The organism is Streptomyces sp. NBC_00012, from assembly GCF_045040875.1.
In the GTDB taxonomy this organism is placed as follows: Bacteria; Actinomycetota; Actinomycetes; order Streptomycetales; family Streptomycetaceae; genus Streptomyces.
In genome coordinates this window covers 351,327-373,899 of record NZ_CP108310.1, presented here as the reverse complement: position 1 = coordinate 373,899, position 22,573 = coordinate 351,327, and the positions used below count along the sequence as shown (strand labels likewise).

The window sequence follows — 22,573 nt, the reverse complement described above, 5'->3', positions numbered from 1 at the left end:
CGGTTCTCGTCCGGGGCTGTTCGGATGCTGACCAGTGTGGATTCCTGGGGGTGGACGACCGACCCGCTTCAGTGGCCCAGGTCGTCCACCCCCGCCCAGCAGACCTTGGGGCAGGGCCGATTTTTGAAACCGGCCTTCCTCCTGTTCACGAGACGCCGTCTGGAGGCCAGGCCGCGCTGCCGAATCGCTCGCTCGGGAGGCGTATCCCTATCTTTCCGCCTCGGCCTCCTGGTCGTTGCGGAAGGCAAGTTCTGCGCCACGGGCGACGATCTTCTGTTGAAGGGCGTTCATTTCGGCGGGGGTGTACTCGCGTTCGTGGACGACGGCCCAGCCGATGGTGCCGTCCGGCCCGGCCGCGTTGGTGATCCGGGGTTCGGTGGTGTCGCGGCGGGCCAGGGCGTGGCGGCCCTGGTGGACGATGACGCTGTTGCGGGTGATGGTGAGGCGGTCGGGGCCGGCCTCCATCCACGGAGTCTCGACCGGGTCGGCCCCGTACAGCTCGGGCGGACCCGCATACCAGCCACCCGCAGCCCCTTCGGGCGTAATGCTCACCAGGCGCAGCTCCGTGCCGTCCCCGCCGCCCTCGACGACTTCGTACAGCTCCGTCGAGCGCGGACTCTGCCCGGCGGCCTCCACCGTGACCAACAGCCGGTCACCAGGCCGGGACGGGTCCCACGGCGCACTGGTCAGGGCGCGGTGCCCGCCGACCAGCGCCTCGACCTCCCCGACCAGGTCCCGGCGGCGCTTGGCCTCCCCGGCCCGGCCGAGCGGCGAGAGCGCCGCGCCGCTCTCGCCGCAGGGGCAGGACACCGTGGTGAGCCCCGTCGCGAGTCTGCCGTGGGCCCGCAGCCACGCCTCGGCCTCCCCGGCCCCGAACTGCGGACTCTCGTCGGTGCCGCCGACCGGCTCCGGGAAGTCCGGGTGCCGGCGCCGCCAGTTGACGACAGCCAGGCGGCCCACGCCCGCACGCCGCCCGATCTGCGACAGGTTCAAGGTCTCCATGACGATCTCCTCGTGGTCCCTGGACACCGGTCGGTCCGGCCCGTGCGCAGCACCGTGACAGGCCGGCAGAAAACATGTCAACTACCTGGATTGCAGGCGTAATTGGGCACGCTCGCCTAGATCCGCGCCCGCGTACGTGGCTACGTTGATCTCTAGGAACAGCGTTTCTTGATGGAGTCAGTCGGTGATCATCCGGTGCGGGAATGTCGAGCAGAAATGACGGCGTTGCCGTGGGGCGGCGAGAAAAAGGGAAGGCGGAAGCCAACTGGTCGTTGGCAGGATGTCCGCGCTCAACATCCGATGGGAAAGGACCCGACAACCGTGGCTCGTGCCATCACTTTGATCCGCTCCGCCTCCCTGTCCGACGTCGCCGAGTACGCCCACGCGGCCACTGCGCCCGCCGAGTCACGCCTGATCTTCCTCGCTGGGGCGTGTCCGCTGAACGATGACGGCTCCACAGCAGCGATCGGGGATTACGCAGGCCAGGCAGCGAAAGCCATGGAGAACATGCAGGCCGCTCTCTCTGCCTCAGGTGCGTCACTGCAGGACGTCATCAGTACCCGGGTCCTCGTCGCATCGGCCCGGCGGGAGGACCTGGTGGCTGCCTGGCAGGTAGTCCGGGACTTGTTCGCTGACCATGACGTCCCCAGCACCTTGATGGGCGTTACCGTGCTCGGCTACAAGGACCAACTCGTCGAGATCGAGGGCGTCGCCGCCGTGCTCGATTCTTGAGACCTGAGAAGGAGCTGTCCACCGCCGCGAAGGCCGCCGCCGGGCGCGCGGGAACGCTGCTGGACGCCGTCCCCGTACCCGCCGACGTCCCGGCCCCGCTGGTCACCGAGTGGCGATGGTGGGCGGCCAAGCACCTCCCATCGCCGCCGAGAAGAAGATGGGCAAGGAAGGCCGCACGGAGGAGGTCCTGGCCCAGGTCACCAGACGGCCGCCCGGCTGCTGCCGGCCAAGGAAGCGGCCGGGCGCGCGGCAGCCAACGGCGGGGTGCTGCGGCTCCTGGACCAGGCGCACTGGGCGGAGGGCTGGCTCCACCAGCTCACCGGGCGCGCGGCCCGCAGGGCGGACAAGGACACCCTGGACAACATGGCCTGGCTCCTGGGTGAGATCCTCGCCGACTGGTCGCAGGGCGCCGCAGAGGCCGTCGCCGCCGACCGCGCCAACGGACACGGGCCGCCCGCCACCGCCGAAGTCACCCGTGGCCGGGGCTGCCCATGGTTGTGGTCAGCGGCTGTAGCGGGGCGGCAGGACGAGGCGGGGATTGGGGTTGAGAAGGACGTCGGCGGGGCCGAACTTCCCAGCCAGCTCCTGGATGTCAGGGTCGTCGAGGAGCTGGAGGTAGCCGTTGTCGACGAAGGGTTGGCCGTCGAGGATGATGGTGGGCTGGTCGAACTGGCAGTCGCAGTGGGCGTGTCCGGGGCCCGTGCGGTCGACCTCTCCCTGCGGGGTCAGGCCGTCAATGCCGAAGTAGAAGGCGCCGGCGTGCTTCTCGCGTTCGAACTGGGTCCCGCCTGCCGAGCGGACCTTGGGGTTGAGCCCGATGAGAGCATGGCGCATGTAGTAGCCGTCCGGCGCGTAGCGCCGCAGCTCGGCGGCCGCGCTGCCGTGGATGGCGGTGACGCGGTTGTTCTCCAGTTCCAGTGTGGTCCGCTCGGCGGGGACGCCTGTGACGGTGGATTCCTCGATGACGACCACGCCGTCGGTCTGGTCGGGGTAGAAGTTGGCGCCTCCGTAGGGGAAGGGCCGCCACATGCCGGCGGTCAGGGGGGCGCTGGGGTGACCGGGGGTGGTGAAGGCGCGGAAGGTGACGTCGGTGCCCAGCGCGGTGGTGACCCGGATCTCCCGTGCCGCGGTGATCCGGGCGTACGCCTTGGTCTCCAGTGCGAAGTACAGCTCGAGCGGGAACCGGGCTCCGGTGGACAGGGCCGAGGCGGTGGCCGTCTGGTGCAGGGAGACGAACCGGGCCCGCTGCTTGGCGATCTCGTCGAAGAACAGCCGGGCGGTGTGCACCTCCCCCCACCAGGTCAGCGAGATCACCACGTCAGCGGCGGCGTGGGCGGCGGACGGCAGCGGTGAGGGCGTCGCGCGGTCCCACCCGCCGGCGCTGATCGGCGGGATGGACAGCACGTGCACGTCGGCGTTGCGGTAGGCGGCCGCCGCTGCGACGGCCTGGATGACCACCGGGTCGGTGCCGTGTTCGGCCAGGACCAGCACCTGCTCTCCCGCCGTGACCGCGGCGTATTCCAGGAGGTTGTAGGCGCCGGGCATCAGCTCGGTGATCGACAGCGGTGCCGCGGTCGGCGTGTCCAGGTAGCTGAAGGGGGCGGTCATGGTCATGACGGTGAGTCTCCGATCCGTACGGAAGTGGGGAGTTGGGAGGTGGATTTCAGGAGCAGGTCGCGGCCGGCGCCGGCTCCGACGGCGCCCTGGGCGAGCGTCAGCACGACCAGGAGCAGGAGGGGGAGCGTCCATCCGCCGGTGAGGTCGTGCAGTGCGCCGAGGAGGAGCGGGCCGACCGCGGCCACCAGGTAGCCGACGGACTGGGCCATCGAGGCCAGCGCTGCCGCCTGCGAGGCGTCCGCAGCCCGCTGGCCCTGGAAGGCCAGGGCGAGGACCAGGCACGCTCCGCCGCCCAGGCCGGTGAGCACACTGGACACGACGGCCAACTGCGGGGCCACGGCCAGCAGCACGAAGCCCAGCGCGACGATCACCGAGGCAGCCGCCGCCAGGAGCCGTTGGTCCCTCCATCGGCGGGCCAGGACGGGCAGTGCACTGCTGGAGACGAGACCGACGATCTGGAAGAGGAACAACTGCCACCCGGCGGCGGCCTCGCCCACTCCGTGATCGTGCACGATGCTGGGCAGCCAGGCGATCGTGGTGTAGAAGCCGAGGGACTGCAGCCCCATGAACACGCTGACCTGCCAGGCCAGCGGGGAACGCCAGGGGATGCGCTCTCGCACGGCGGGCGCTGCCCCCGCGGGGCCGGTGCGCCGGCAGCGCGGGAGCCAGACCCCGAAGGCCAGCACAGCGAGTACGGCCCAGACCCCCAGCGCAGTACGCCAGCCACCTGTCAGGTGGTCGGCCATGGGCACCGACACACCGGACGAGATCGCGGCCAGCAGACCCATCGCGGTGACATAGAGGCCGGTCACCTGCCCGATCCGGTCTTCCGACACGGTGCTCTTGATGACGGAAGGCAGCAGTACGTTCCCGTAGGCGATCGCGGCCGCGACCACCACCGTTCCGGCGAACAGGAAGATCACGCCTGGCAGGGAGCGCACCAGGAGCCCGGCCGCCAGTACGGCCAGCGCGATGGCCAGGGAGCGCGGGGCGCCGTAGCGGTGTGCGGTCCGGCCAACCAGCGGCGATGTGGCGGCGAACGTGAGCAGCGGCAGGGTGCCGAGCAGCCCGGTCCAGGTGCCGGACAGGCCGGTCGATGCCTCGATCCCGGGAAGCAGCGGGCCCACACCGGTCAGCGCGGCACGCAGGTTCGCCGCGACGAGCACGACGCCCGCCAGCAGCCACACCATGGACCGCTCACCCGGCGCTGCCGCCCTCCCCCAGTCCGACACGTCGCGCGCGTCATTCACCCGCATGACGACCGGTCCCGTTCCACGGCACTGCGCTGCTGCGTGGTGGCATCCGCGGCCAGCCGGCCCGTCACTTGCACCAGCATGGACGCCGCGTAACGGGCGGCGACCGCGTCACCGGCACCGATCGCGTCGACGAGCGCGGCATGCCAGTGATCATGTTCGGCAGCGACATCGTCGTCCCACGGCAGCGCCGCCAGGAAGGCCGACAGGGCGCCGCCCAGGTGTTCGTACAGCTCCGCGAGCAGCTCGTTGCCGCCAGCCTGCACGACTGCCAGGTGAAAGGCCCCGTCGGCGGCCGCGACCTGCGCCATCGATCCCGAGCGGTTGCTCTCGCGAGCCGCCGCCAGCAGTTCCCGCAGCCGCACGGTATCGGTTTCCGACCGCCGCTCGGCGGCCAAGCCGGCGGCATGCTCCTCCAGCACCGCCCGCAGCTCCAGGACGTCCGCCGCACGCGTGGTGGCCGTGCGCCGCAGCAGCACCGCCTCCAACTCACTGGTCACCCGGACATAGGTGCCATCGCCGACCCGCGCTTCCAGCAGACCGAGGTGGACCAGTGCCCGCAGTGCTTCGCGAACGGTGTTCCGGCTCACCTGGAGCATCTCGGCCAGTTCCTGCTCACCCGGAATCCGGGTGCCCACCGACCACCGCCCGGACGCCAGCTGCTCCCGCAACTGGTCAGCAACCTGTGCGGCCAGAGTCGACGCACGACGCGGCTGCCGCAACCCCTCCATCAGGACCTCCAAATGTTGGACATCTGAACATCTGGATTGAAGCATGCGAGGGATCAGTAGGGCCAGAGCCTGCCGGGCAGGAGATGCGGTTGGCCCCGTCGCTGCCCCGGATCATTCGTCCGCATCCGCCACCGCAGCAGTTCGCTGCCAGGCACGGCGCCGGTGACTGGCGCCGCACCACGGAGAGGTCCGACTGCGTCGGCACGTGCAGACAGCAACGACGGAGCGGTCGGAGGCAGCGGTGGTTCCGTCCGCACAGGTCACTTGCACCGGCGCCGTCGGGGCTCAGGTTTGTCTGTCGGTGCAGGGCATGCTCGGCTCGGTCGAGGGCGGAGTGCGCTACGGACTACTCACCGAAATCCTCCTCACAGAGGGCTACCTGCTTGGCCGCTCGGTGCTCAACATGTGCGCGGGAAACCTGCAGATCTGCGGCTACACCGCCGGCGGCGTACTCGTCAACGTCCTGGCGCCACCGGGGCCCTGCTCACCGGCGCCGCCCTCTTCGTCGTCTCCGTAGCCGTCGCCCGCATCGGTCTCGCGAGACGGCCGCCGCGCGCAAAAGGCCGTCCGTCTGCAAGCGAGACCTGGCGGACCAACCCGCGTCTGTGGGCGGCGAAACCGCGACGCCGCGTCTATCTCGCCCTGTGGGCGCCCAACGGACTCGTCGTCGGCTGCGAGTCCCTCTTCGTCTCCCACGCACCACACCATGCAGGGCTCCTGCTCGCCTCCGCCGCAGTGGGCATGCTGGCGGGAGACACCCTGGCCGGACGCTTCCTGCCCGCCCGCTGGCGCAACAGACTCGGTGCGTCGCCACTGCTGCTGCTCGCCGCCCCGTACCTGATCTTCTTCCTGCACCCGGCGCTGCCCGTGGCGCTTGCGCCGTGACCGTGGGTCGATCGGCTTCTCCGCCCGATCTCGCCCTCGCGCACGGCTACCTGAAGGTGGCCGAGGTCGCCGTGCGTCATTGGAATACCCCGGGGGCCCGGACGACCTCTTGCCCATCCCGATCCTCTACAACTACCGGCACAGCATCGAGCTGTCGCTGAAGTGGCTGATCCGGCAGGCTGCCGGCTGCGCAATCCGGGAAGGCTGCGCAGGGGAAGAGGACATCAGCCCGACGAGGCTGGACGAACGCCTGCGCGCACGCACAACATCAGGAAACTGTCGGACTGCCTCAACCGGTTCCTGGCTCTGCTGGATCTGCCCGAGAAGTTACTCTGCGGGGCAGGCCGCTACGACGAGGCCCTGGCCGTCGCGGAAGCAGCGGTCGCCATGGAACAACAGCTCGTGCGCACCGACCAGTTGGCGGACGAGTCCTACCTCGCCAAGGCCCACTTCCGCCTGTCCGGGTCGAGCAGCCGTCGACGGCCTCGGCGGCACTGCCAGACCGCATCGCCGTTGACAGATCCGGTCGAATAGATACCGAGAGTCAGGATGTAGTGCTACTTCATGATCGGCCCGGCTGGTGTGGAATGGTCTTGGCGGCCCGTCGCCGCTGCGCGATCACGGCGCCGACGTCCACGTAGGCGAGCCCGTCGTCATCCCGCTCGATCCGCCCGCCTGCGTCGCACTCGCCGCATTTGACCCAGGTCGGTCCAAGAGCTTCCAAGACGGTCACCGCGTCGGCGGGGAGGATGTAGGCGCCGTCCACATCTGTGCTGGACCACCAGGACACGGCGGACAGTGGTTCACCGGCGCGGCCTCGCAGGATCATCTCCAGTTCGTCACCGGCTCGATAGAGCCGGGGGCGGGTGTACGGGTTGCTGGCCTCTACGTCTGCTACGACCCGTACTCGGGCCCTCATCATCCAGCTGCTCATGGTTCATCTTCCCGTGTGCTGCTGGCTGTTGGAGGTCGTTTTGCTCTTTTCGTCCGCGCCTGCTGTGAGGCTTTGTTGCGGCGAACGCAGCTCGTCGACGCTGATCCGCTTCTCCAGTGCCGCCCATAACACCTACGTGTCCGGGAAGCCGGACAGCCCCGGGTACACGGAAGAGCAGGCTGGGGAGATGGCGCGGTTCCAGATGGAGCTGCGCCAGCTGAGTATCGAGGTGGCCACGCATCCGTACTGGCAGTCGCTGCCGGTCCGGGTACGGGCCCGTGCCGCCTTTTTCTTCTGTCCCGGTGGCGCGTTCGGGGTACGTCTTATGGGCCGTGATCCGCAAAGGGATGATCGCGCCGTCTACGGCTTCCGCCTGGCTGACGTGGTCTATGCGACACCATGCAAGGAGCGGGACAGCTGTGCCTCTCTCGCAAGGATGCTGGGGGTCTGTGGAGGAGGGATGACCGGCGAGGGGGTATCCACGGGGGCGGGTAGGCATGGGAGGCATACCGCGCCGCCAAACCCCGGAGAAGAGCCAGAACACCATCCCCTGATCTGACGATCCGTTCGAAAGGTGCCGCTGTGAGCATGCAGAACTGGAACGCTGACCGGATGACTGCGAGACCCGACCATCCCTGTGTGCTGCCTGGCATTGCGTCGTGGCTTCACGATGTGCACGTTCTCGACCGACCGAGCCCGTGCGCGACCCACGAACGACGAGTCGGCCCGGTACCGGCTGCGCAGAGTCTGTGAGCGGGGGACCGGACCCGACGCACTGTCACGACGCCCCACGCTGGCTCCCGGTACGACTTCTCACCCGCGCGGGTGACACCTGCCGGGCAGTAACGATCCTTCGCCGTGCAGAGGCCTGGCCCGCCGCGGCATCGTCCGCGGCGCCGTTACAGCGTTCGTCGTTGCTGTCGGGCTCCTCGGCCCGGCCGTCCAGGCCGAGGCGACCACCACGTGCGCACCGCACACCACCGGTGTGTGTAGGGTCGCAAGTCCGCACCCGGCAGGCGCGACCGCCGAATGCGAGGACGGGACCACCAGCTACGCGGCGAAGTTCCGCGGCATCTGTAGTCACCATGGCCGCGTCCGCTACTGGTACAAGCAGGCATGCCCGCCTGTGGCAGCGCCAGCCCTCCCGCCTGGCGCTACCAGTCTGCACGAACCGAACGGGCCCCGTTTGCAACGGAGTCTCCCCACGACCACCTCCCGCCGACCGCCACCGGGACAGCGCATCACGAGCAGAACGAGTGTCGGCGAGTTCGTTGCCGAGCAGGCGCTCGTACTCGGCGAGCACGTGTTTCCAGCAGGTTGATGGCGTCGTTGGTGCGCCCCGCCTGCCCGGTAGGAGGCGGCGAGGTTGACGCGGGCGGTCAGGGCGCTGGCGTGTCTGTTGCCCTGGTCTACGACCGCCCGATCACCGACCGCGGTCTGGTCTGGCGAGGTGGCAGGGCACCCGCCACCCGCAGCTGCCGATCCCGGACGGCTACGACCGCCGCCACGACCTGCTTCAGGTGACCATCGATGGATGTCGCGCTTCTTGGCCTCGTTGTACAGCTACTCCTCGGTGGAGCCCTGCGAGCCGCTGTGGGAGCGCTGTCCGCCGCGCTTGGAGGAGGAGGTGTCCTTGACCGAGCTACGGCTGGCGGTCTTCGACTCGCCGTGCTGGGCGCGTTCCTTGTTCACGGTGCGAGCGGCGATCTCCTTGGCGCGCTACTCGCTCTCGCCGCGGTCCAAGGCGCTGTCCTTGATGTGCTCGTACTGCCGTTCCCGCTTGGGGTTGATCCGCGAGCATGCCCGTTCACTCCTGTCCGGTGAACTGCGGGACGCGTGTGCCCTGCACCCGTGAAACGAACCCAACCGGAAGCCCTGGCAAACCTGGTCTCATCCGGCCAGGCGTTCGCCGCGCCACCTCGGCGAGGGCGCCGAGGGCGTGCGCTGCCTGTTGCTGCAGGCTACGGTTCCGGGCCCGGTCGTCGAAGCGGCCGTGCGCCCCGAAGTCCTGCCAGGAGTCCACCGGGTCGAACAGGTTGTCGGGATCGCCCGCGCTACGGCTCGTCAGTCTGTTGGGAGTCCAAGCCGGTACGGCCAGGTAGCGGTCCAGCAGAAGGGTCGCCACGGTGCTGGCGCCGACCCAGTACTCCCGCCGCCCCGGATGGTCGGCCGCGAACACCACGGCGCGGGCGGCGACCTCTGGCTGGTAGATCGGCGCACCGGCTGCGCCCGCCTGGGAAGGCGGGAGCGGACCCAGGCGAACTGCGGGGTGTTCACGGCGGGCATCTGCACCATCGTGGTGCGGACCCGGGTGCCGGAGGCGAGCAGTTCGCGGCGCAGCGCCTCGTTGAAGCCCTGGATGGCGTGCTTGGCGCCGCTGTAGGCGCTCTGCAGCGGGATCCCGCGGTAGGCGATCGCCACCCGCCAGGTGGGCAGACAAACGGGGCCGCGCGGCCCCGCCGGGCCCGCACAAGTCCGGGTGCCGGGCCGTGCACGGTGGGGCCGAGCAGGTGAGGCCGCAGCGGGCTGGGCGGGCGCGGTGTGCCGGGCGGGTGAGGCCGCAGCGGGCTGGGCGGGCGCGGTGTTCCGGGCGGGGATACCTATGGGCTGGGCGGGAGAGACCCGCCCCCGGAATGAGAGAGGCGGATGTGCGATGGGGCAAGGCGGGAACGTGATCGACGAGCTGATGACCGATCACCGCGAGGTCGAGGAGATGTTCGGCCGTATCCAGGCGATGACCGCGGGCGGCCAGCAGCTGCGGGACCAGGTGGACGAGGTCACCATCGAGCTCGTGCGGCACTCGGTCGCCGAGGAGCAGTACCTGTACCCGGCGGTCCGCGAGCACATCGATGGCGGCGACCGGCTCGCGGACAAGGAGATCGCCGACCACGGCCGGGTCGAGAAGATCCTCAAGCAGCTGGAGAGGGTAGACACCGACGACCCGCAGATGAGCACGATGCTGCAGCAGCTCATGGATGAGGTCGCCGCCCACGTCCAGGACGAGGAGAACAACATCTTCCCGATGCTGCGCCGCGCCTGCACCCCAAAGCAGCTGGACGACCTCGGGGACACATGTACGAGAGGCATAGGCGCTGGTCGGCGCATGGCACGGGGGACAAGGTCTTCGCGGCTGTCCTGGCCGACGCCGACACGGAGGGCCGTATCGATTGGTCGATGGTGAGCGTGGACTCCACCTCCTGCCGGGCTCACCAGCATGCGGCCGGAGCGCGCGGAAGATCCCCACGGGTGCGTGGAAAAGAACGACGCCCCGGCAGCACCGCCCCGACGAGGGGCTGGGACGCTCCCGGGGTGGCCTGACCTGCGAGATCCACCTTGCCGGGGAAGGCGGACGCTGGCCCTGGCCGTGCTGATCACGCCGGGCCCAGCGGCCCATCGCGCGGGTCGCCGTACCGCGTTCGAACTCGGGACGGGGACGGGAGTACTCGCCGCCGTCCTGGCCCGCCGGGGCATCGACCACGTCATGGCCACCGACATCAGCCCGCGCGCCCTGGCCTGCGCACGCGAGAACGTCCGCCGGCTGAACCTCAGCGGGCGCATCGACGTCTTGGGCCCGGCCTGTTTCCCGAAGGGCGCGCGGACCTCATCGTCTGCAACCCGCCCTGGATTCCAGCCCGGCCCACCTCCGCCGTGGAGCAAGGCGTCTACGACCCGGGCGGCAGCATGCTCCGCGACTTCCTGGACGGACTCACCGCGCACCTCGAACCGGGAGGCGAAGGATGGCTCATCCTGTCGGACCTGGCCGTGGTGGACAGGACCGACATTCGGCCGCGGCATCCACGAGCGGGGGACACCGCGGATCCCCTCCACGCCGCCCGTGCCGCTGAGGTCACTTCGCTCTGGCGTCTCGCCGGCACTTGACGATCAGCGCCGGTTGTCGCCGGGGGCGAGCAGGCTGGTGACCTCGGCGATCGCCTCCGGGTAAGGGAGGAAGCGCACTTCCGGACTCGCGCTGGTGGTCGGCGTCGACATCGGGCCGGGGCTCACGGCACCCGGTGGATGCGATCGCAAGGCGGAGGAGGTACCGGCCACGCAACCGTTCGATTTAGATAAGAGTCTAGTGACCGGAAACATTTCTCCTGGAAGTCACCGCCCGTTTTCCGCGTCCCAGCAGAGGATCTCTCCAATGCCGTTTCCCCCGCACAACCGTCGCGCCTCCCGTGCCGTTGCTGCCACCCTCAGCGCTGCCGGCCTGATCGCACTGGCTGCGGCTCCTGCCGCCTTCGGCGATGAAACCGCACCCGAGTTGGTCATTGGAGGCATCGAGCCGGTCAACGGGGTGAAACCTGGGAGCAGCTTCGATCTGTCGGCAACCGTGGCGAACAAGGGCACCGGGGCGGCCGAGAAGGTGTGGGTCTCCTACGGCGTCACCCGAGGACTCGACTTCGCGGAGGTTCCCTCCAACTGCCGGACACAGCAGGTCCGGTCCTACGACGAGATGCCCGAGAGATGGATCGCGGTGTGTGCGTTCGACGACCAAGTGGTGGAGCCGGGCACCGTCTACACGCCCGAGAGGCCTCTCCGCGTCGAGGCACTGGACCGCGCGCTCAATGACGAGCTGCGAGTGAATGTCTGGGACGTCGATCCCGGAGCGGACGAGAACGGCACCCAGCCGGTGGCGGGAACCGCGCCGGCGGTGAAACTGGTCGAGGGACAGGCCGGGAGCGAGGGGACCGCACGAGTTGTCAATGTGCCCGTCAGCTCCGTCAACACGGCGGACTACCAGGTGACGGGTGCCGCGCTGAAGGGAAGCGTCGGTGACACGGTGAAGATGAAGGTGAAGTTCATCAACGCCGGGCCCGCCTGGATCCTGACGAAACAGGGGGAACGGTCCGTCAGCGTCATGATCACGCCTCCCGCCGGAACGTCGGTCGTCAAGCGCGGCCAGTTCTGCCAGGCCAAGGGTAAGGCGTACGTCTGCGGCATGCGGTCGCTAAACGAGGGCAGCCAAGAGACCTACACCTTCGAGCTGAAGATCGACAAGCGGGTGGCGAACGCCAAGGGCCAGGTGGCCCTGAGTACCGAGGAACGGCCATTCGACCCCAACAAGGCCAACGACAAGGCCGACATCACGCTGGACGTCACGGGTGGGGAGCCGACTGGCTCGACGGGCGGCTCGGCCAATGTCTCGGGCGGCTCGGCCGGCGGGTCGTCGACGGCCGGCGACGACGGGACCACGACGAACGGCGGCACCCTGGCAGAAACCGGCTCCTCGACGCTGCCGATCACGGGTGCGGCTGCCGCAGCGGTGGCCACGGGCGCGGGCATGCTCTTCATCGTGCGCCGTCACCGGACCCAGAGCCCGAGCTGACGACCTAGGAGCGTGGGTCAGTAAACAACTCCTGGAATGCCGCGCCTCGTGGTGGAGTTGGGCTGTCGGGCGCTGCTGTTGAAAAGGCGTGGCTGCCCGTCAGTCGTGATGCGACGATCAGTCCGCATCTTGGTCCAAATCCGCGTTCCGGAGGTCCGCATGGACATCGCCTCTCTGCTGCCGATGACCACGCCCCGGTTGTCGCTGCGTCTGTTCACTCCCGGCGACGTCGACGACCTGTATGCCTACCAGAGCCTGCCGAGCGTGGCGCGCTACTTGTACCGGCCGGCGCACACGCGGGAGCGCAGCGAGCAGGTTGCGGCCGAGCGCGCGGCGCAATCGGTTTGGTGCGCCGACGGGGACAAGCTGGCGCTTGCTGTGTGCCGACGCGATGAGCCCGGCGTTCTTGGCGAGGTGACGCTCACCCTGGCCAATGCCCGCGCCGCCCAGGCCGAGATCGGCTGGACTCTCGACCCACGTCACGAGGGGCACGGCTATGCGACCGAGGCGGCCGTGGCGCTGGCCGGGTTTGCCTTCGACAGGCTGGGCGTACACCGGCTCTACGCACGGCTGGATGTGGAGAACACCGGGTCTGTGCGGGTCTGTGAGCGCCTCGGGATGCGTCGGGAGGCGCACCTGGTCGAGAACGACCTTGACGGGGATCGCTGGGGCTGCGAGTACATCTACGCGGCGCTGGCCGCGGACATGGGCGGTCAATCAGGCAGTTGAGCCCGACGCCGCCTCCTGTTCGTGGTCTTCCATACGGAAGAATCCTGGTATGTATGGTGGGGATGGCCTGTTCGAGGTGGATACGGCGGCGGTGGTGGGGCCGCAGACCGCGCCGACGGTGCCGGTGAAGAAGACGTTCCGGGTGTTCGTCCCCGATCAGATGATGTTGCTGCCGCCGTCGCTGGATGAGTGGTTGCCGCAGGACCATCTGGCGCGGTTCGTCGCCGAGTTGGTCGACGAGGTCCTGGACCTGGCCCCGATCCTGGCGGCCTACACCGAGAAGCGCGGGTTCCCGCGGTATGACCCGCGTCTGATGGTCCGGCTGCTGATCTACGGCTACACAGCCGGGGTGCGCTCGTCGCGGGCGATCGAGCGCAGGTGCGTGGACGATGTGGCGTTCCGCTACCTGGCCGCCGGGGCCGGCCCGGATTACCGGTCGATATCCAGGTTCCGGGCCCGGCACCTGGACGCCCTGGCCGGGATCTTCACCCAGTCGCTGCACCTGGCGCAGAGGCTGGGCATGGTGAAGATGGGCAGGGTGGCGTTGGACGGCACGAAGCTTGAGGCCAATGCCTCAAAGCACAAGGCGATGAGCTACGCCCGCTTGGTCGACAAGGAGCAGCACGTCGAGGCGGAGATTGCAGAACTCGAAGCCGCTGCGGCCGCGCTGCTGGCCGACGCGGCCGCCGTCGACGCCGTCGAGGATGAGAAGTTCGGCCGCGGTGGCAAGGACACCGATCTGCCCGGCGAGCTGGACCGGCGGGAGAAGCGCCTGGCGAAGATGCAGGCCGCTCGCGCGCAGATCGAGGCCGAGGCCACCGAGCGGGCTCGGCGCCACGCCGAGGACAGGGAACGCCGACGCCAGGGGCGGTCCGGTGCCGGCGACAATCCCGACGCCGTGCAGGCCGCCGGAGACAAGGCCGCCGAGATTGCGCGGCCGATGGACAAGGCGCAGGCCAACTTCACCGACCCGGACTCCCGGATCATGAAGAACAGCGACGGGGCCTACATCCAGGCCTACAACGCCCAGGCCGTCGTGGACGGCGCGCACCAGATCATCACCGCCGCCGATGTGACGACGAACCTCTCGGACGTGCTGAACTACACCATGATGCTCGACCAGTCCGCCGCGAACACCGGTATCCATCCCAAGCAGGCGCTGGTCGACGCAGGGTACTGCTCCGAGGCGAACCTCGCGGCCGCGGCCGACCGCAAGGAAGAGCACGGCACCGACACGTTCATGGCCACCGGTCGTCTGACCCACGACGAGCAGGTCAGCGCCGCACCGCGCGGACGCATCCCACAGGACGCGACGGCCCGTGAGTGCATGGCCCGCAAGCTGCGGACCAAACCCGGCCGCGCCGCCTACAGCCGCCGCAAGGCCATCGTCGAACCCGTATTCGGCCAGATTACGACCTGCCAGGATGGCCGTGAACTGCTGCTGCGCGGTGAGAACGGGCCCGTGGCGAATGGCGACTGCTGGCGGCCTGCCACAACCTCCGCAAGATCTTCCGGCACGCCGGAACCGCCGGGCTGGCCGCCGCCCGAGCCTGACGGCTCGGCCGGAGCCCCCTGAACAACGGCCCACCGAGCCCACCACTGCGGCACCAGGCCCGAACAAACGGCCGCGACCGGCCATCAGCCGATCCAAAACCGCTCGTCGGCTGGGCCATTACCGACCCACGCTCCTAGTACGCCCGGTTGCTGTTGATGTGAAGTGCTCGATGAAGTGGATGTGCTCGTGTGCTTCAGCGGTAGTCGGCCAGGCCGTCCGCGAGTTCTTCTTCGTCGCCGTCGCGGATGGCGAAGAGGGCTTGCTGCAGAGCGAACGTGCCGCGGATCGCGGCGATGCGGCTAAGGAGCCCGTGGTTTGACCAGCTGCCCAGGGCGAGCACCCGCTCCAGGAGCTCACGGCCGTAGCTGGCACCGATGGCTGCGAGGTCCTCGGCCGGGTCACTGAGTGTGACATCGTCCCAGTCGAGTACGCCGGAGAGGTGCGGCAGGCCGTGCGTCCACTCCCACAGGACGTTTTCGGCACCGAGGTCGCCATGCACCACTGCTCGGGTGACATGGGGAAGGCTATCGAGTGCTGCGAGTTCCCGCTCGGCCCGTAGACGCCCGCTGTCGGACATGAGCTGGAACAGCTCCGCGCGCACGTTCTCCGCGAACCGCCGCCACCAGCCTTCTGCTGCCTGAGGGAGAACTGCTCGTACCGTCTCGTCGGTGCCGGCGCGGGCCAGAGCGGACAGCAGTGTGGCGTACTGGGCCGCCACGGTGTCGACCACTTGGGCATCGTTGAGTGTGTCGGACTTCAGCGGTTCCCCGGGAATGCGACTGAGTACCAGGAACGGCACCTTGTCGGTGCCGTGGGCGCTGCCCTGGAACAGCGGCTCGGGTGTGCGGAAGCCGAGGTCGAGGCCGGCGAGTGCGTGTAGGGCGGCCACCCGCTCGGGCAACCGGGCGGCCGCTGCCCGGGTGCGAGGCAGGCACACGACGCGGTCCGAGCCAATGACCACGATGTGGAATTGTCCCTGACGTACTGCAAGGTCGTCCGGTTTGTCGTTGGGCAGCAGACAGCTCAACAGAGCGCGATGCGTCGTACGGATGCTCACGAGTGTGACCTCTGGATCCTTCGATGGGTCGGAGGCGATGTGCGCAAAGTGCTGTCAGGCCGCGCTGGCGAGCGGGCGTCCGCCCCAGCGAATGCCCTTCTCGCTGCGGATACGGGCCCGTTCTCGGCGTTGAGCGGCCAGAACGTCGAGATGGCGGGCGTTGGCGTTGCGCAGCGCAGGTAGCGGTGCAGGGCACGGGTCTGCGCGGGTTGGCTGCGGTGATGCGAGTTGGCCAGGGTGAACTGCCGCAGCGGACCGAAGTGCGCCTCGATCGGGTTGGCCCAGGAGGCGTAGGTCGGGGTGAAGCACAGCTCGAGGTGCTGTCACGTTGTTGGGTTGCAGGTGCCTGACGGTGCGTCGTGGCTTGGTGGGGCCCGCGGTCCGGGCGTGTGGTCAGGCCGTGGTGGGCCGGCCGGCAGCGCCGGTGATCTGGTCCCAGATCGCGAAGCGGACGGTCATCTCGGCTCGGTGGTCGGAGGCTGTCATCAGGTGGCGGTGAGGGCGGAAGTGGGGTGAGATGCCGCTGAACGCGGACAGGAACCGCTGGGCCCCGCCTACGGAACGGAATCCCTTCATGGCACGTTCACGCTGCCGCGTGGGCTGATGACTGTTCTCGGCCCGGTTGTTCAGGCCCTTGTGGGAACGGTGTTCCACCGAGGGCATGACCTCGCGGTGCGCCGCGCCGTAGGAACGGAGCTTGTCGGTGACGACCACCTGCGGCACCGTACGGGTCTTCTTCATCAGGCGGCGGAAGAAGCGTCCTGCCGCGGCCTTGTCCCGGCGGCTCTGCAGGAGGATGTCGAGCACGTTGCCGTCCTGGTCGACGGCCCGCCACAGGTACTTCTGCTCTCCGTTGATCTTCACGAAGACCTCGTCCAGGTGCCACTTGTCCCCGGGCCGTGGCCGACGGCGGCGCAGTCCGTCCGCGTGGGCCTGGCCGAACTTGGCGGACCAGCGGCGGATGGTCTCGTAGGAGACGATGACGCCGCGCTCGAGCATCAGCTCCTCGACCTCGCGGAAGGACAGCGGGAAGCGGAAGTACAGCCATACCGCGTGCGCGATCACCTCCACCGGGTACCGGTGGCCCTTGTACGACGGCGACGCGGACGACACGACCGAATCCCTCCCCAACACGACCAACCAGAAGATCATCCCACCCGGCCAGTCAACGTGACAGTGCCCTCCGAGGGGGTGCTGCCGCACACTCCGTCGATGTACCGGCACCCGTCCACCTCGCTCGGCCCGCCGCGAGGACTGCTTCCCGGACCTGATCGTCACCTTGCGCGAGGTCCACGTCCCGCCGGCCGTGGGCCGGCGGGCCGCGATCCAACTCCCGTTTCAGCCCGGCGAACTGAGTTTCACTGAGCTGATCGGTTCAGCGCAGGACCGCCGCCCAGGACTCCGGGGAGAGGTCGGCGCCGGTGAGTACCGTGGGGGTTGGTGTAGCCGACAGAGCCGCTGACGGGGCTGTGGCGTACGCCGGGCACAGAGCGCCGATGACGTAGCGGTTGAGGGCGTCGTCGATCGGGCTCGGCTCGAAGCCGGTGCCGTCCGCGTCGATCCGTTGGTACTTCATCAGATTCCAGCCTGCGGCCACCTGGCGCCTGCCGTCTGGACTGGCCAGCGCGATGGTGCCGGCACCGAACACCGCGCCGTCGTGGCCCCAGAAGCGGCCGCAGCCGGGGATGTCGACGGCGTACAGGCCGAGGCCGTAGTCCATGCCGTTCACCGACACCGTGCGCTGCATCTCCTTGAGTGCCGCTGGGCCGATCAGCCGGCCGGTCAGCAGGGCGCGGTAGAAGTGGTTCAGGTCGCCGGTGGTGGAGACGACTGCGCCCGCCGTGTAGGCCCAGGACATGTCGTAGACGCTGTAGTCGCGGGGCGGGTCGATCAGGCCGTAGAAGTTCTCGTACATCCGGGCGTGCGGGCCCTGGATGTCGGGGCTGCTCGGGTAGGAGGTGTGGTGCAGTCCGGCGCGGTCGATGACGTGCTGGGTGATGTACGTCTCTGGGTTCTGGCCCGTGACCTTGGCGAGGAGCAGGCCGGCGATGATGTAGTTGGTGTTGGAGTAGTGGCCGGGCTGGGCCCCGGGCGTTCCGGTGGCCGGGGCCGTGAGCCCCAGACGGACCAGTTCCTGAGGGCTGACGAAGCGGAAGCGCTCCTCGTCGAGGCTGGCCGTCGAGCCGCGCGCCAGGGACGGGAAGGCGCCGGTGATGTAGTCGCCGATGCCGCTGGTGTGGTTCAGTAACATCCGGATGGTGATCTGGCGGCCGCGCTGCCCGGGCATCAGGTCCGGCAGGTAGTCGCCGATGGGGGCGTTCAGGCGGATACGGCCGCGTTCGACCTGTTGGAGCACGGCGACCGCGGCGAAGGTCTTGCTGATGCTGCCCACTCGCTGTCGCATCCCCGGCTTCACTGGGCGGCCCGTGTCCACGTCGGCGACCCCTGAGGCGCCGGTCCAGCTCTGGGCGCCGTCGCGGACGCTGGAGTAGACGCCGTACATGCCCGCCTCGTGGACGGCGAGCAGGGAGCTGCCGAGCGCTGCCGGGTCCAGGGCCTCCCCGGGCGGGGACGACGGCGCGGACGCGGCGGCCGCACTGGGTCTGGCACCGGCTGAGGCCACGGGTGAGGCAGCGGTCAGCAACAGGGTGGTGGCGATGACGGTTCCGGTTATCCGGAGGAGGCGCAAGGGGAGTCCCTTCCTTCGTGTCCGAATATATCCAGGTCATCCTGATCGATCATGTTCGTGATGGCGTCCTTCCTGGGGACGAGTTGTCGCCGGATCTCCTCCTTGTTGTCAAAGATGGCTCCGGCCTCTCCGGAAGACGCGATCGGGCCGGACCCGCGGCGGTGTATCCGGGCACGGCGCCCGAAGCGGTTCAGTCGGCACACGGGTGCTGCTCGTGTAGCAAGGCGGAGGAGTCGGTTCGGCGCCGGGGCGGCTCGCCGTCGCTGCACTCGCGGACCGGCGAGGCACGAGGTCCTTGGTCCGCCACAGAGGTGCCCAGGGGCGGCACGGTCGGTGTCTCTGGTGCTGCCCTTGAGGTATCGCCCCCGGGGCGGACCCGGCGCCGGGTGCCGGGTGAGGGAACCTGGCGGTGCTCGCGGCGGTCGGGTGCGCTGTCCAGCATCCGGCTCAGGGGCGCTGGCGCTCATGTAGGAGGTCGTCACTTCACGATGACCTTGCCCTTCTCCATCGAGATGTGGCCGGGGAAGGTGCAGAAGAACGAGTAGTTGCCGCCGGCCTCCAGCTTCGCGGTGCCGACGGCGGCGGAGGCCTTTCTCCGGGGCGCCAGTCATCTTGGTGGCGGCGGTGATCGCGGTGTTGTCTTCTTCTTGCCGGCGCCGACCGGTGTTCCTGACTTGTGGTCAGGTACGGGCTTCTTGAGCTGGGTTCGTGAAACCCAATGCCGTTTCATGGAACCGAATCGCTGAGACAGAACCTGGACACTCGCCAGATCATTTCAGGATCGACGCGCCCCTAGTGTCGTCGGTGTCAGCAGGAAACACCGCAACCGAAAGCCGCTGGAGATCACGATGCGCTCGCGTCTCGCCGCCCGTTCCGCCCGTCTCGTCCTTGCCGCCGCGGCCGTGACGGCCCTCGCGGCCACCACCACCGCCTGCGACCCCGACGACGTCGCGGACACCGGCAGCCCTGCGGCACCCTCCGCCGTCGCCTCCGCCGGCAGCGGCGGGAGCGACAGCTCCTCCAACGACAGTTCCTCCAGCGACAACCCTTCCACCGGCAGCTCCAGCTCCCGCGGCTCCACCGTCAAGACCGACTCCGGCGACGGCTGGAAGAGCGCCTACGGGCAGTCCTGCGGCACCAACGACCTGGACTTCACGGTCACCTGGGAGGCTCAGCCCATCAGCTACTACCTCGTCACCGCCAAGGCCAAGTCCGGTATCACCTGCTACCTGGACGTCAACACCCCAAGCGTCTCCTTCGGCTCCAACGCCGACGGCGTTGCCTCCGCCGTCGGGCAGGGCGGCGAAGACCCCATCAAGCTCTCCGGCTCTGCCGTCGCGTACACCGGGATCAACCCCAAGACCACCGACGGCGAAGGCGGCACGGAGTTCGGGAACGTCATCATCGCCACCACCGAGGACGACCCCAACCCCGCCGAGCTCGAACTTCCCGACATGGCCACCGTGGACAAGCCCATCGTCACCAACTGGTCCACCAAGCGCAACGAGACCATCCCCCGCATCATCTGATCAACCGGCTTCCAGCGCCTGGAACACGAACTCCCGCGAAGTCTTCCTCCCCACGCGCGTGAAAGGTTCCACCAAGGCCTTGGCGGAGATCACTGTCGTGCCCACCGCCTCGGAGACCTTGCTCGTCCAACGGCAGCATCCTCGGGAACGGCCGGCAGCTGCATCCGGTCAGGGGCGAGGACACCACGCAGCGGGAAGCGAGGCCGCCCGCTTTCATCCCAGCCGGTCCCGTGGGACCAGCGGCAGGAGAGCCCCCATCACCTTCTCAGGATCGGGGACGGAGATCGCCAGCCGGCTGAACGGCGCGCTGCGGTGGAATTCCACACACAGCACCTGTGTGCCAGCCCGCACCAACGTGAAGTCCTGACCCTCCCGTAGGTGCCGGACACCCGCGCACACCTGTCCGGGGATGCAGATGCCCCGATCATGCTCACCACGAAGCGCACGCCACCAGTCGGGCTCGATATGGACCTGGCGCAGCGCCGACACCGGAACCCGCACATTGCGGTGGTGTGCCAGCGCCTTCTCCCACCAGGACAGGCGTACGACGATATCGGTCCCCTCGACTGCCAACCTCGCCATAGCCTCTCCCTCATGGTCGGAGCGCCCCGGCACATCCCGATGCTTCGGAACCCGCTCCAGGCCTGCGTCGTCGGCCAGATTTACATCGGACCGTCGGATTTCCCCCGGCGCGACACCCCTGCCTCCACGGGGCAGTTTCAGGTTCACGGAGGTGCGAACGGCGAGGAGAGCGATGTCGTCGGCGCTTCCGGTGCCGAGCTCGCGTCACAGAAGGTGCTGCGCAGACCGCACGGCGCTCTGCGCTGCCCCGCCTACAGCTCGTTCCTCTCGGTGCTGCCCGAGGCCCTGCCGAGGAACACGAACGCCGTCCACCTCGACGAACCTTGTGGCCCGGTCGGTCAGGCCGGCAGGCGCGACCGGGATGGGCGATACGGGAGTGGCGGCCGTCATGGTGCCGGAGTCTAGTGGCGGGGTCCGGTCGCGGTTTGGGTGTCAGTCGTCGCGAGCAGGTGTCATATATCGTGACCAGCCACATGTGCTATCGAGCACGACAGTTGTCACCGGATCGCCGTGGAGACCCGCGCTTCTCCGTCCGGCTGGGCGCGGTAGTTGTCAACGTCTGGGAGTAGGAGTTGTTACCTGCCGCGGATGTGCGGGGTATCTGTCATCAGCGGTGTGTTGATCACTCATCGAGCTGACGTGGCACAAGGCCTCACCGGAGCGAGGGGGGATCACCAATGCCCGCCAGTAGTTGGAACTGCCATTCCGGGTCAGCTTGGCCGATGGCCAGGCCGACCCATCGATCCGAGTTCGGCAACCGCCACGTCTGCATGCTGCCGGCGACACCGCAAAGGAAGCTGAGCGGTTCGCGCGTTGTGGGGTTCGGGTCGGGGTCGTCGAGCCCGAGATAGGGCCACAGGTCAACCGTTTCCGGGGCACCCCAGCGTGCCGTGAGGATGGCGGACAGCGCGGCAAGGTCGGCTTCCAGCACCCGTTCGGCTGCCTCGACGATCTCGGTGCTCCGATCCTCCCAGAAGTCCTGACTCTCACGGAGCACCGCCAGGTGAAAGCCGGGCCCGCTCCACTGGCCGCTCGCTCCCGGTCGGCCCTCCTCGTCAGGAAAGGGCCGGGAGCTCAAGCCGTCGATGATCGACAGCTGCTCGTCAATGTGGTCTGCGGATCGGTGCTGGAGCGGCATGGCCGAAGCGTAGCTTCGCGGCTCCGGCCGGACCTTCCGAGCCGCCCGACCCTCGCGAAGCTGAGGCCGGTGACAGATGCCACGCCCAAGTGACAGCTCACATGATGCCGTCGGGGGCGAGATCGGGGCGCAGCCGGTGCCAGGAGGGATGCCGCAGCAGCCCTGCCCGGGTCCGGCTCGTGTAGCGGACCTCGCCCACCAGGCGCGGCAGCACCCACCGCGCTCCCGCCACGCGCGGCATCTTGTCGAAGGGGCACTCGTTGATCGCGGCGACGTGGAGCAGTTCGGCGAGTGTGGTGCGTTCGGTGTCGCTCCATCCGGTGCCGACGCTGCCCACGTACCGCAGACCGCCTGCATGTGCTTCTCCTACGAGCAGGGCGCCGGGCAGGCCGGTGAGCCGGCCTCGGCCGGGTACCCATCCGCCCACGATCACATCAGCAGTCCTGATGTGACGGATCTTGATCCACGAGCGGGACCGGACCCCGGGTTCGTACACAGAGGTGAGCTGTTTCGCGACCAAGCCTTCCAGCCTCGCGGTCCGGGGCATCTCCAGTGCTTGCTCGCCGTGTCCGACGACCGCGGCGGGCGTCGACCAGTGCTTTCCGTCCAGCCCGAGCTCCTCCAGGAGGGTGCGGCGTTCGGTGTACGGCAGCCCGGTCAGGCTGTCGCCGTCCAGGTACACGGCATCTGGCTCCGTACGCGACAGGGAGCAGTGTTTTGACAGCAGTTTCGGCAGCGCTGTGACTGTCGGGGCGCATCGAATGTTCACGACGGCGGGCAGCAGTACGGGGTACTTCATGGGGCAGTGGAG

The 22,573-nt window shown here is 68.8% G+C and carries 21 protein-coding genes and 9 pseudogenes; 14 read left to right on the top strand and 16 right to left on the bottom strand.

All coding sequences use genetic code 11. From position 1 onward, the window contains the following. Window positions 1-207: 207 nt before the first annotated feature. Window positions 208-1,002, bottom strand: coding sequence for a hypothetical protein (locus OHA19_RS40975; RefSeq protein WP_331750808.1), 795 nt, complete (start codon window positions 1,000-1,002; stop codon window positions 208-210). A gap of 321 nt (window positions 1,003-1,323) precedes the next feature. Between OHA19_RS40975 and OHA19_RS40970 the strand changes: the two genes are divergently transcribed. After that, window positions 1,324-1,734: a Rid family hydrolase gene (locus tag OHA19_RS40970; RefSeq protein ID WP_331754273.1), complete on the top strand. Its 411-nt coding sequence runs from the start codon at window positions 1,324-1,326 to the stop codon at window positions 1,732-1,734. Between the two features lie 501 nt (window positions 1,735-2,235). On the opposite strand, the gene OHA19_RS40965 is transcribed toward OHA19_RS40970, so the two are convergent. The 4 genes from OHA19_RS40965 to OHA19_RS40950 form a co-directional block, all read right to left on the bottom strand. Next, window positions 2,236-3,348: a hypothetical protein gene (locus OHA19_RS40965; protein WP_331750136.1), complete on the bottom strand. Its 1,113-nt coding sequence runs from the start codon at window positions 3,346-3,348 to the stop codon at window positions 2,236-2,238. Further along, window positions 3,345-4,607, bottom strand: a complete 1,263-nt coding sequence (locus OHA19_RS40960; protein ID WP_405722703.1) for an MFS transporter — start codon at window positions 4,605-4,607, stop codon at window positions 3,345-3,347. Before OHA19_RS40960 ends, OHA19_RS40965 begins: the two co-directional genes overlap by 4 nt. Beyond that, a complete protein-coding gene (locus OHA19_RS40955; RefSeq protein ID WP_331754269.1) occupies window positions 4,598-5,335 on the bottom strand; it encodes a FadR/GntR family transcriptional regulator in 738 nt (245 codons plus the stop codon). Before OHA19_RS40955 ends, OHA19_RS40960 begins: the two co-directional genes overlap by 10 nt. A 111-nt stretch (window positions 5,336-5,446) precedes the next feature. Next, window positions 5,447-5,599 (bottom strand): CDGSH iron-sulfur domain-containing protein, encoded by a 153-nt coding sequence (locus OHA19_RS40950; protein WP_405753447.1) that lies wholly within the window; start codon window positions 5,597-5,599, stop codon window positions 5,447-5,449. Window positions 5,600-5,642: 43 nt separating this feature from the next. Here OHA19_RS40950 and OHA19_RS40945 point away from each other — a divergent pair. Together OHA19_RS40945 and OHA19_RS40940 are read left to right on the top strand one after the other, a co-directional pair. Then, window positions 5,643-6,214, top strand: a pseudogene (locus tag OHA19_RS40945) (MFS transporter); the annotation flags it as partial. Between the two features lie 168 nt (window positions 6,215-6,382). Further along, entirely contained in the window at window positions 6,383-6,754 is a 372-nt protein-coding gene (locus tag OHA19_RS40940) for a hypothetical protein (RefSeq protein ID WP_331750810.1), read from the top strand. Between the two features lie 28 nt (window positions 6,755-6,782). Here the strand turns inward: OHA19_RS40940 and OHA19_RS40935 are convergent, their stop codons facing one another. Continuing rightward, complete coding sequence (locus tag OHA19_RS40935; protein ID WP_331750146.1) at window positions 6,783-7,154, bottom strand: hypothetical protein; 372 nt, start codon at window positions 7,152-7,154, stop codon at window positions 6,783-6,785. Here OHA19_RS40935 and OHA19_RS40930 point away from each other — a divergent pair. Continuing rightward, complete coding sequence (locus OHA19_RS40930; protein ID WP_405753445.1) at window positions 7,153-7,713, top strand: hypothetical protein; 561 nt, start codon at window positions 7,153-7,155, stop codon at window positions 7,711-7,713. The two genes, OHA19_RS40935 and OHA19_RS40930, sit on opposite strands and share 2 nt — an antisense overlap. Before the next feature lie 426 nt (window positions 7,714-8,139). Then, window positions 8,140-8,475, top strand: coding sequence for a DUF3761 domain-containing protein (locus tag OHA19_RS40925; protein WP_331750149.1), 336 nt, complete (start codon window positions 8,140-8,142; stop codon window positions 8,473-8,475). Between the two features lie 245 nt (window positions 8,476-8,720). Here OHA19_RS40925 and OHA19_RS40920 read toward each other — a convergent pair. Together OHA19_RS40920 and OHA19_RS40915 are read right to left on the bottom strand one after the other, a co-directional pair. Beyond that, window positions 8,721-8,945: pseudogene (locus OHA19_RS40920) on the bottom strand (plasmid stabilization protein); the annotation flags it as partial. Window positions 8,946-8,961: 16 nt separating this feature from the next. Then, window positions 8,962-9,572, bottom strand: a pseudogene (locus tag OHA19_RS40915) (hypothetical protein); the annotation flags it as partial. 253 nt (window positions 9,573-9,825) lie between these two features. Between OHA19_RS40915 and OHA19_RS40910 the strand changes: the two are divergent. The 7 genes and pseudogenes from OHA19_RS40910 (at window position 9,826) to OHA19_RS40880 (ending at window position 14,766) form a co-directional block, all read left to right on the top strand. Continuing rightward, the gene (locus OHA19_RS40910; RefSeq protein ID WP_331763129.1) at window positions 9,826-10,335 is read left to right on the top strand and encodes a hemerythrin domain-containing protein; all 510 of its coding nucleotides are present in this window, start codon (window positions 9,826-9,828) and stop codon (window positions 10,333-10,335) included. Then, window positions 10,227-10,544, top strand: a pseudogene (locus tag OHA19_RS40905) (IS5/IS1182 family transposase); the annotation flags it as partial. The gene OHA19_RS40910 and the pseudogene OHA19_RS40905, both read left to right, overlap by 109 nt. Window positions 10,545-10,608: 64 nt before the next feature. After that, window positions 10,609-10,659, top strand: a pseudogene (locus tag OHA19_RS40900) (hypothetical protein); the annotation flags it as partial. Window positions 10,660-10,802: 143 nt separating this feature from the next. Continuing rightward, entirely contained in the window at window positions 10,803-11,033 is a 231-nt protein-coding gene (locus OHA19_RS40895) for a hypothetical protein (RefSeq protein ID WP_405722961.1), read from the top strand. A 94-nt stretch (window positions 11,034-11,127) separates the two neighbouring features. Continuing rightward, the gene (locus tag OHA19_RS40890) at window positions 11,128-12,483 is read left to right on the top strand and encodes a hypothetical protein (RefSeq protein WP_405722712.1); all 1,356 of its coding nucleotides are present in this window, start codon (window positions 11,128-11,130) and stop codon (window positions 12,481-12,483) included. 159 nt (window positions 12,484-12,642) lie between these two features. Beyond that, window positions 12,643-13,212 (top strand): GNAT family N-acetyltransferase, encoded by a 570-nt coding sequence (locus OHA19_RS40885; protein WP_331750156.1) that lies wholly within the window; start codon window positions 12,643-12,645, stop codon window positions 13,210-13,212. 49 nt (window positions 13,213-13,261) lie between these two features. Next, window positions 13,262-14,766, top strand: a pseudogene (locus tag OHA19_RS40880) (IS1182 family transposase). 194 nt (window positions 14,767-14,960) lie between these two features. Here OHA19_RS40880 and vph read toward each other — a convergent pair. The 5 genes and pseudogenes from vph to OHA19_RS40855 form a co-directional block, all read right to left on the bottom strand. After that, entirely contained in the window at window positions 14,961-15,824 is an 864-nt protein-coding gene (gene vph, locus OHA19_RS40875; RefSeq protein WP_331750159.1) for a viomycin phosphotransferase, read from the bottom strand. 54 nt (window positions 15,825-15,878) lie between these two features. Further along, window positions 15,879-16,141: pseudogene (locus tag OHA19_RS40870) on the bottom strand (hypothetical protein); the annotation flags it as partial. Between the two features lie 76 nt (window positions 16,142-16,217). Further along, on the bottom strand, window positions 16,218-16,976 hold the full coding sequence (locus OHA19_RS40865) for an IS6 family transposase (protein ID WP_331750161.1): 759 nt from the start codon (window positions 16,974-16,976) through the stop codon (window positions 16,218-16,220). A gap of 223 nt (window positions 16,977-17,199) precedes the next feature. Continuing rightward, window positions 17,200-18,513, bottom strand: a complete 1,314-nt coding sequence (locus OHA19_RS40860) for a serine hydrolase domain-containing protein (RefSeq protein ID WP_331750163.1) — start codon at window positions 18,511-18,513, stop codon at window positions 17,200-17,202. Window positions 18,514-18,991: 478 nt separating this feature from the next. After that, a pseudogene (locus tag OHA19_RS40855) lies at window positions 18,992-19,154 on the bottom strand (plastocyanin/azurin family copper-binding protein); the annotation flags it as partial. 207 nt (window positions 19,155-19,361) lie between these two features. Between OHA19_RS40855 and OHA19_RS40850 the strand changes: the two are divergent. Further along, window positions 19,362-20,042: a hypothetical protein gene (locus OHA19_RS40850; RefSeq protein WP_331750165.1), complete on the top strand. Its 681-nt coding sequence runs from the start codon at window positions 19,362-19,364 to the stop codon at window positions 20,040-20,042. 213 nt (window positions 20,043-20,255) lie between these two features. On the opposite strand, the gene OHA19_RS40845 is transcribed toward OHA19_RS40850, so the two are convergent. Further along, a complete protein-coding gene (locus OHA19_RS40845) occupies window positions 20,256-20,624 on the bottom strand; it encodes a hypothetical protein (RefSeq protein WP_331750168.1) in 369 nt (122 codons plus the stop codon). A 12-nt stretch (window positions 20,625-20,636) separates the two neighbouring features. Here OHA19_RS40845 and OHA19_RS40840 point away from each other — a divergent pair, with 12 nt between their 5' ends. Continuing rightward, on the top strand, window positions 20,637-21,029 hold the full coding sequence (locus OHA19_RS40840; RefSeq protein WP_331750170.1) for a hypothetical protein: 393 nt from the start codon (window positions 20,637-20,639) through the stop codon (window positions 21,027-21,029). A 247-nt stretch (window positions 21,030-21,276) separates the two neighbouring features. On the opposite strand, the gene OHA19_RS40835 is transcribed toward OHA19_RS40840, so the two are convergent. Both OHA19_RS40835 and OHA19_RS40830 read right to left on the bottom strand, forming a co-directional pair. Continuing rightward, window positions 21,277-21,762 carry a hypothetical protein gene (locus OHA19_RS40835; RefSeq protein ID WP_331754261.1) on the bottom strand — a complete coding sequence of 162 codons (486 nt, stop codon included), beginning with the start codon at window positions 21,760-21,762 and terminating at the stop codon, window positions 21,277-21,279. Window positions 21,763-21,859: 97 nt separating this feature from the next. Beyond that, window positions 21,860-22,450: pseudogene (locus OHA19_RS40830) on the bottom strand (ATP-dependent DNA ligase); the annotation flags it as partial. Window positions 22,451-22,573: the final 123 nt, after the last annotated feature.

Bases quoted from the DNA above. Each gene is read 5' to 3' on its own strand.
- OHA19_RS40885 (WP_331750156.1), top strand. From the start codon at position 12,643: ATGGACATCGCCTCTCTGCTGCCGATGACCACGCCCCGGTTGTCGCTG.
- OHA19_RS40965 (WP_331750136.1), bottom strand. From the start codon at position 3,348: ATGACCATGACCGCCCCCTTCAGCTACCTGGACACGCCGACCGCGGCA.
- OHA19_RS40865 (WP_331750161.1), bottom strand. From the start codon at position 16,976: ATGATCTTCTGGTTGGTCGTGTTGGGGAGGGATTCGGTCGTGTCGTCC.
- OHA19_RS40955 (WP_331754269.1), bottom strand. From the start codon at position 5,335: ATGGAGGGGTTGCGGCAGCCGCGTCGTGCGTCGACTCTGGCCGCACAG.
- OHA19_RS40845 (WP_331750168.1), bottom strand. From the start codon at position 20,624: ATGGCGAGGTTGGCAGTCGAGGGGACCGATATCGTCGTACGCCTGTCC.
- OHA19_RS40935 (WP_331750146.1), bottom strand. From the start codon at position 7,154: ATGAGCAGCTGGATGATGAGGGCCCGAGTACGGGTCGTAGCAGACGTA.
- OHA19_RS40840 (WP_331750170.1), top strand. From the start codon at position 20,637: ATGGTCGGAGCGCCCCGGCACATCCCGATGCTTCGGAACCCGCTCCAG.
- OHA19_RS40960 (WP_405722703.1), bottom strand. From the start codon at position 4,607: ATGCGGGTGAATGACGCGCGCGACGTGTCGGACTGGGGGAGGGCGGCA.
- OHA19_RS40930 (WP_405753445.1), top strand. From the start codon at position 7,153: ATGGTTCATCTTCCCGTGTGCTGCTGGCTGTTGGAGGTCGTTTTGCTC.
- OHA19_RS40850 (WP_331750165.1), top strand. From the start codon at position 19,362: ATGCGCTCGCGTCTCGCCGCCCGTTCCGCCCGTCTCGTCCTTGCCGCC.
- OHA19_RS40975 (WP_331750808.1), bottom strand. From the start codon at position 1,002: ATGGAGACCTTGAACCTGTCGCAGATCGGGCGGCGTGCGGGCGTGGGC.
- OHA19_RS40835 (WP_331754261.1), bottom strand. From the start codon at position 21,762: ATGCCGCTCCAGCACCGATCCGCAGACCACATTGACGAGCAGCTGTCG.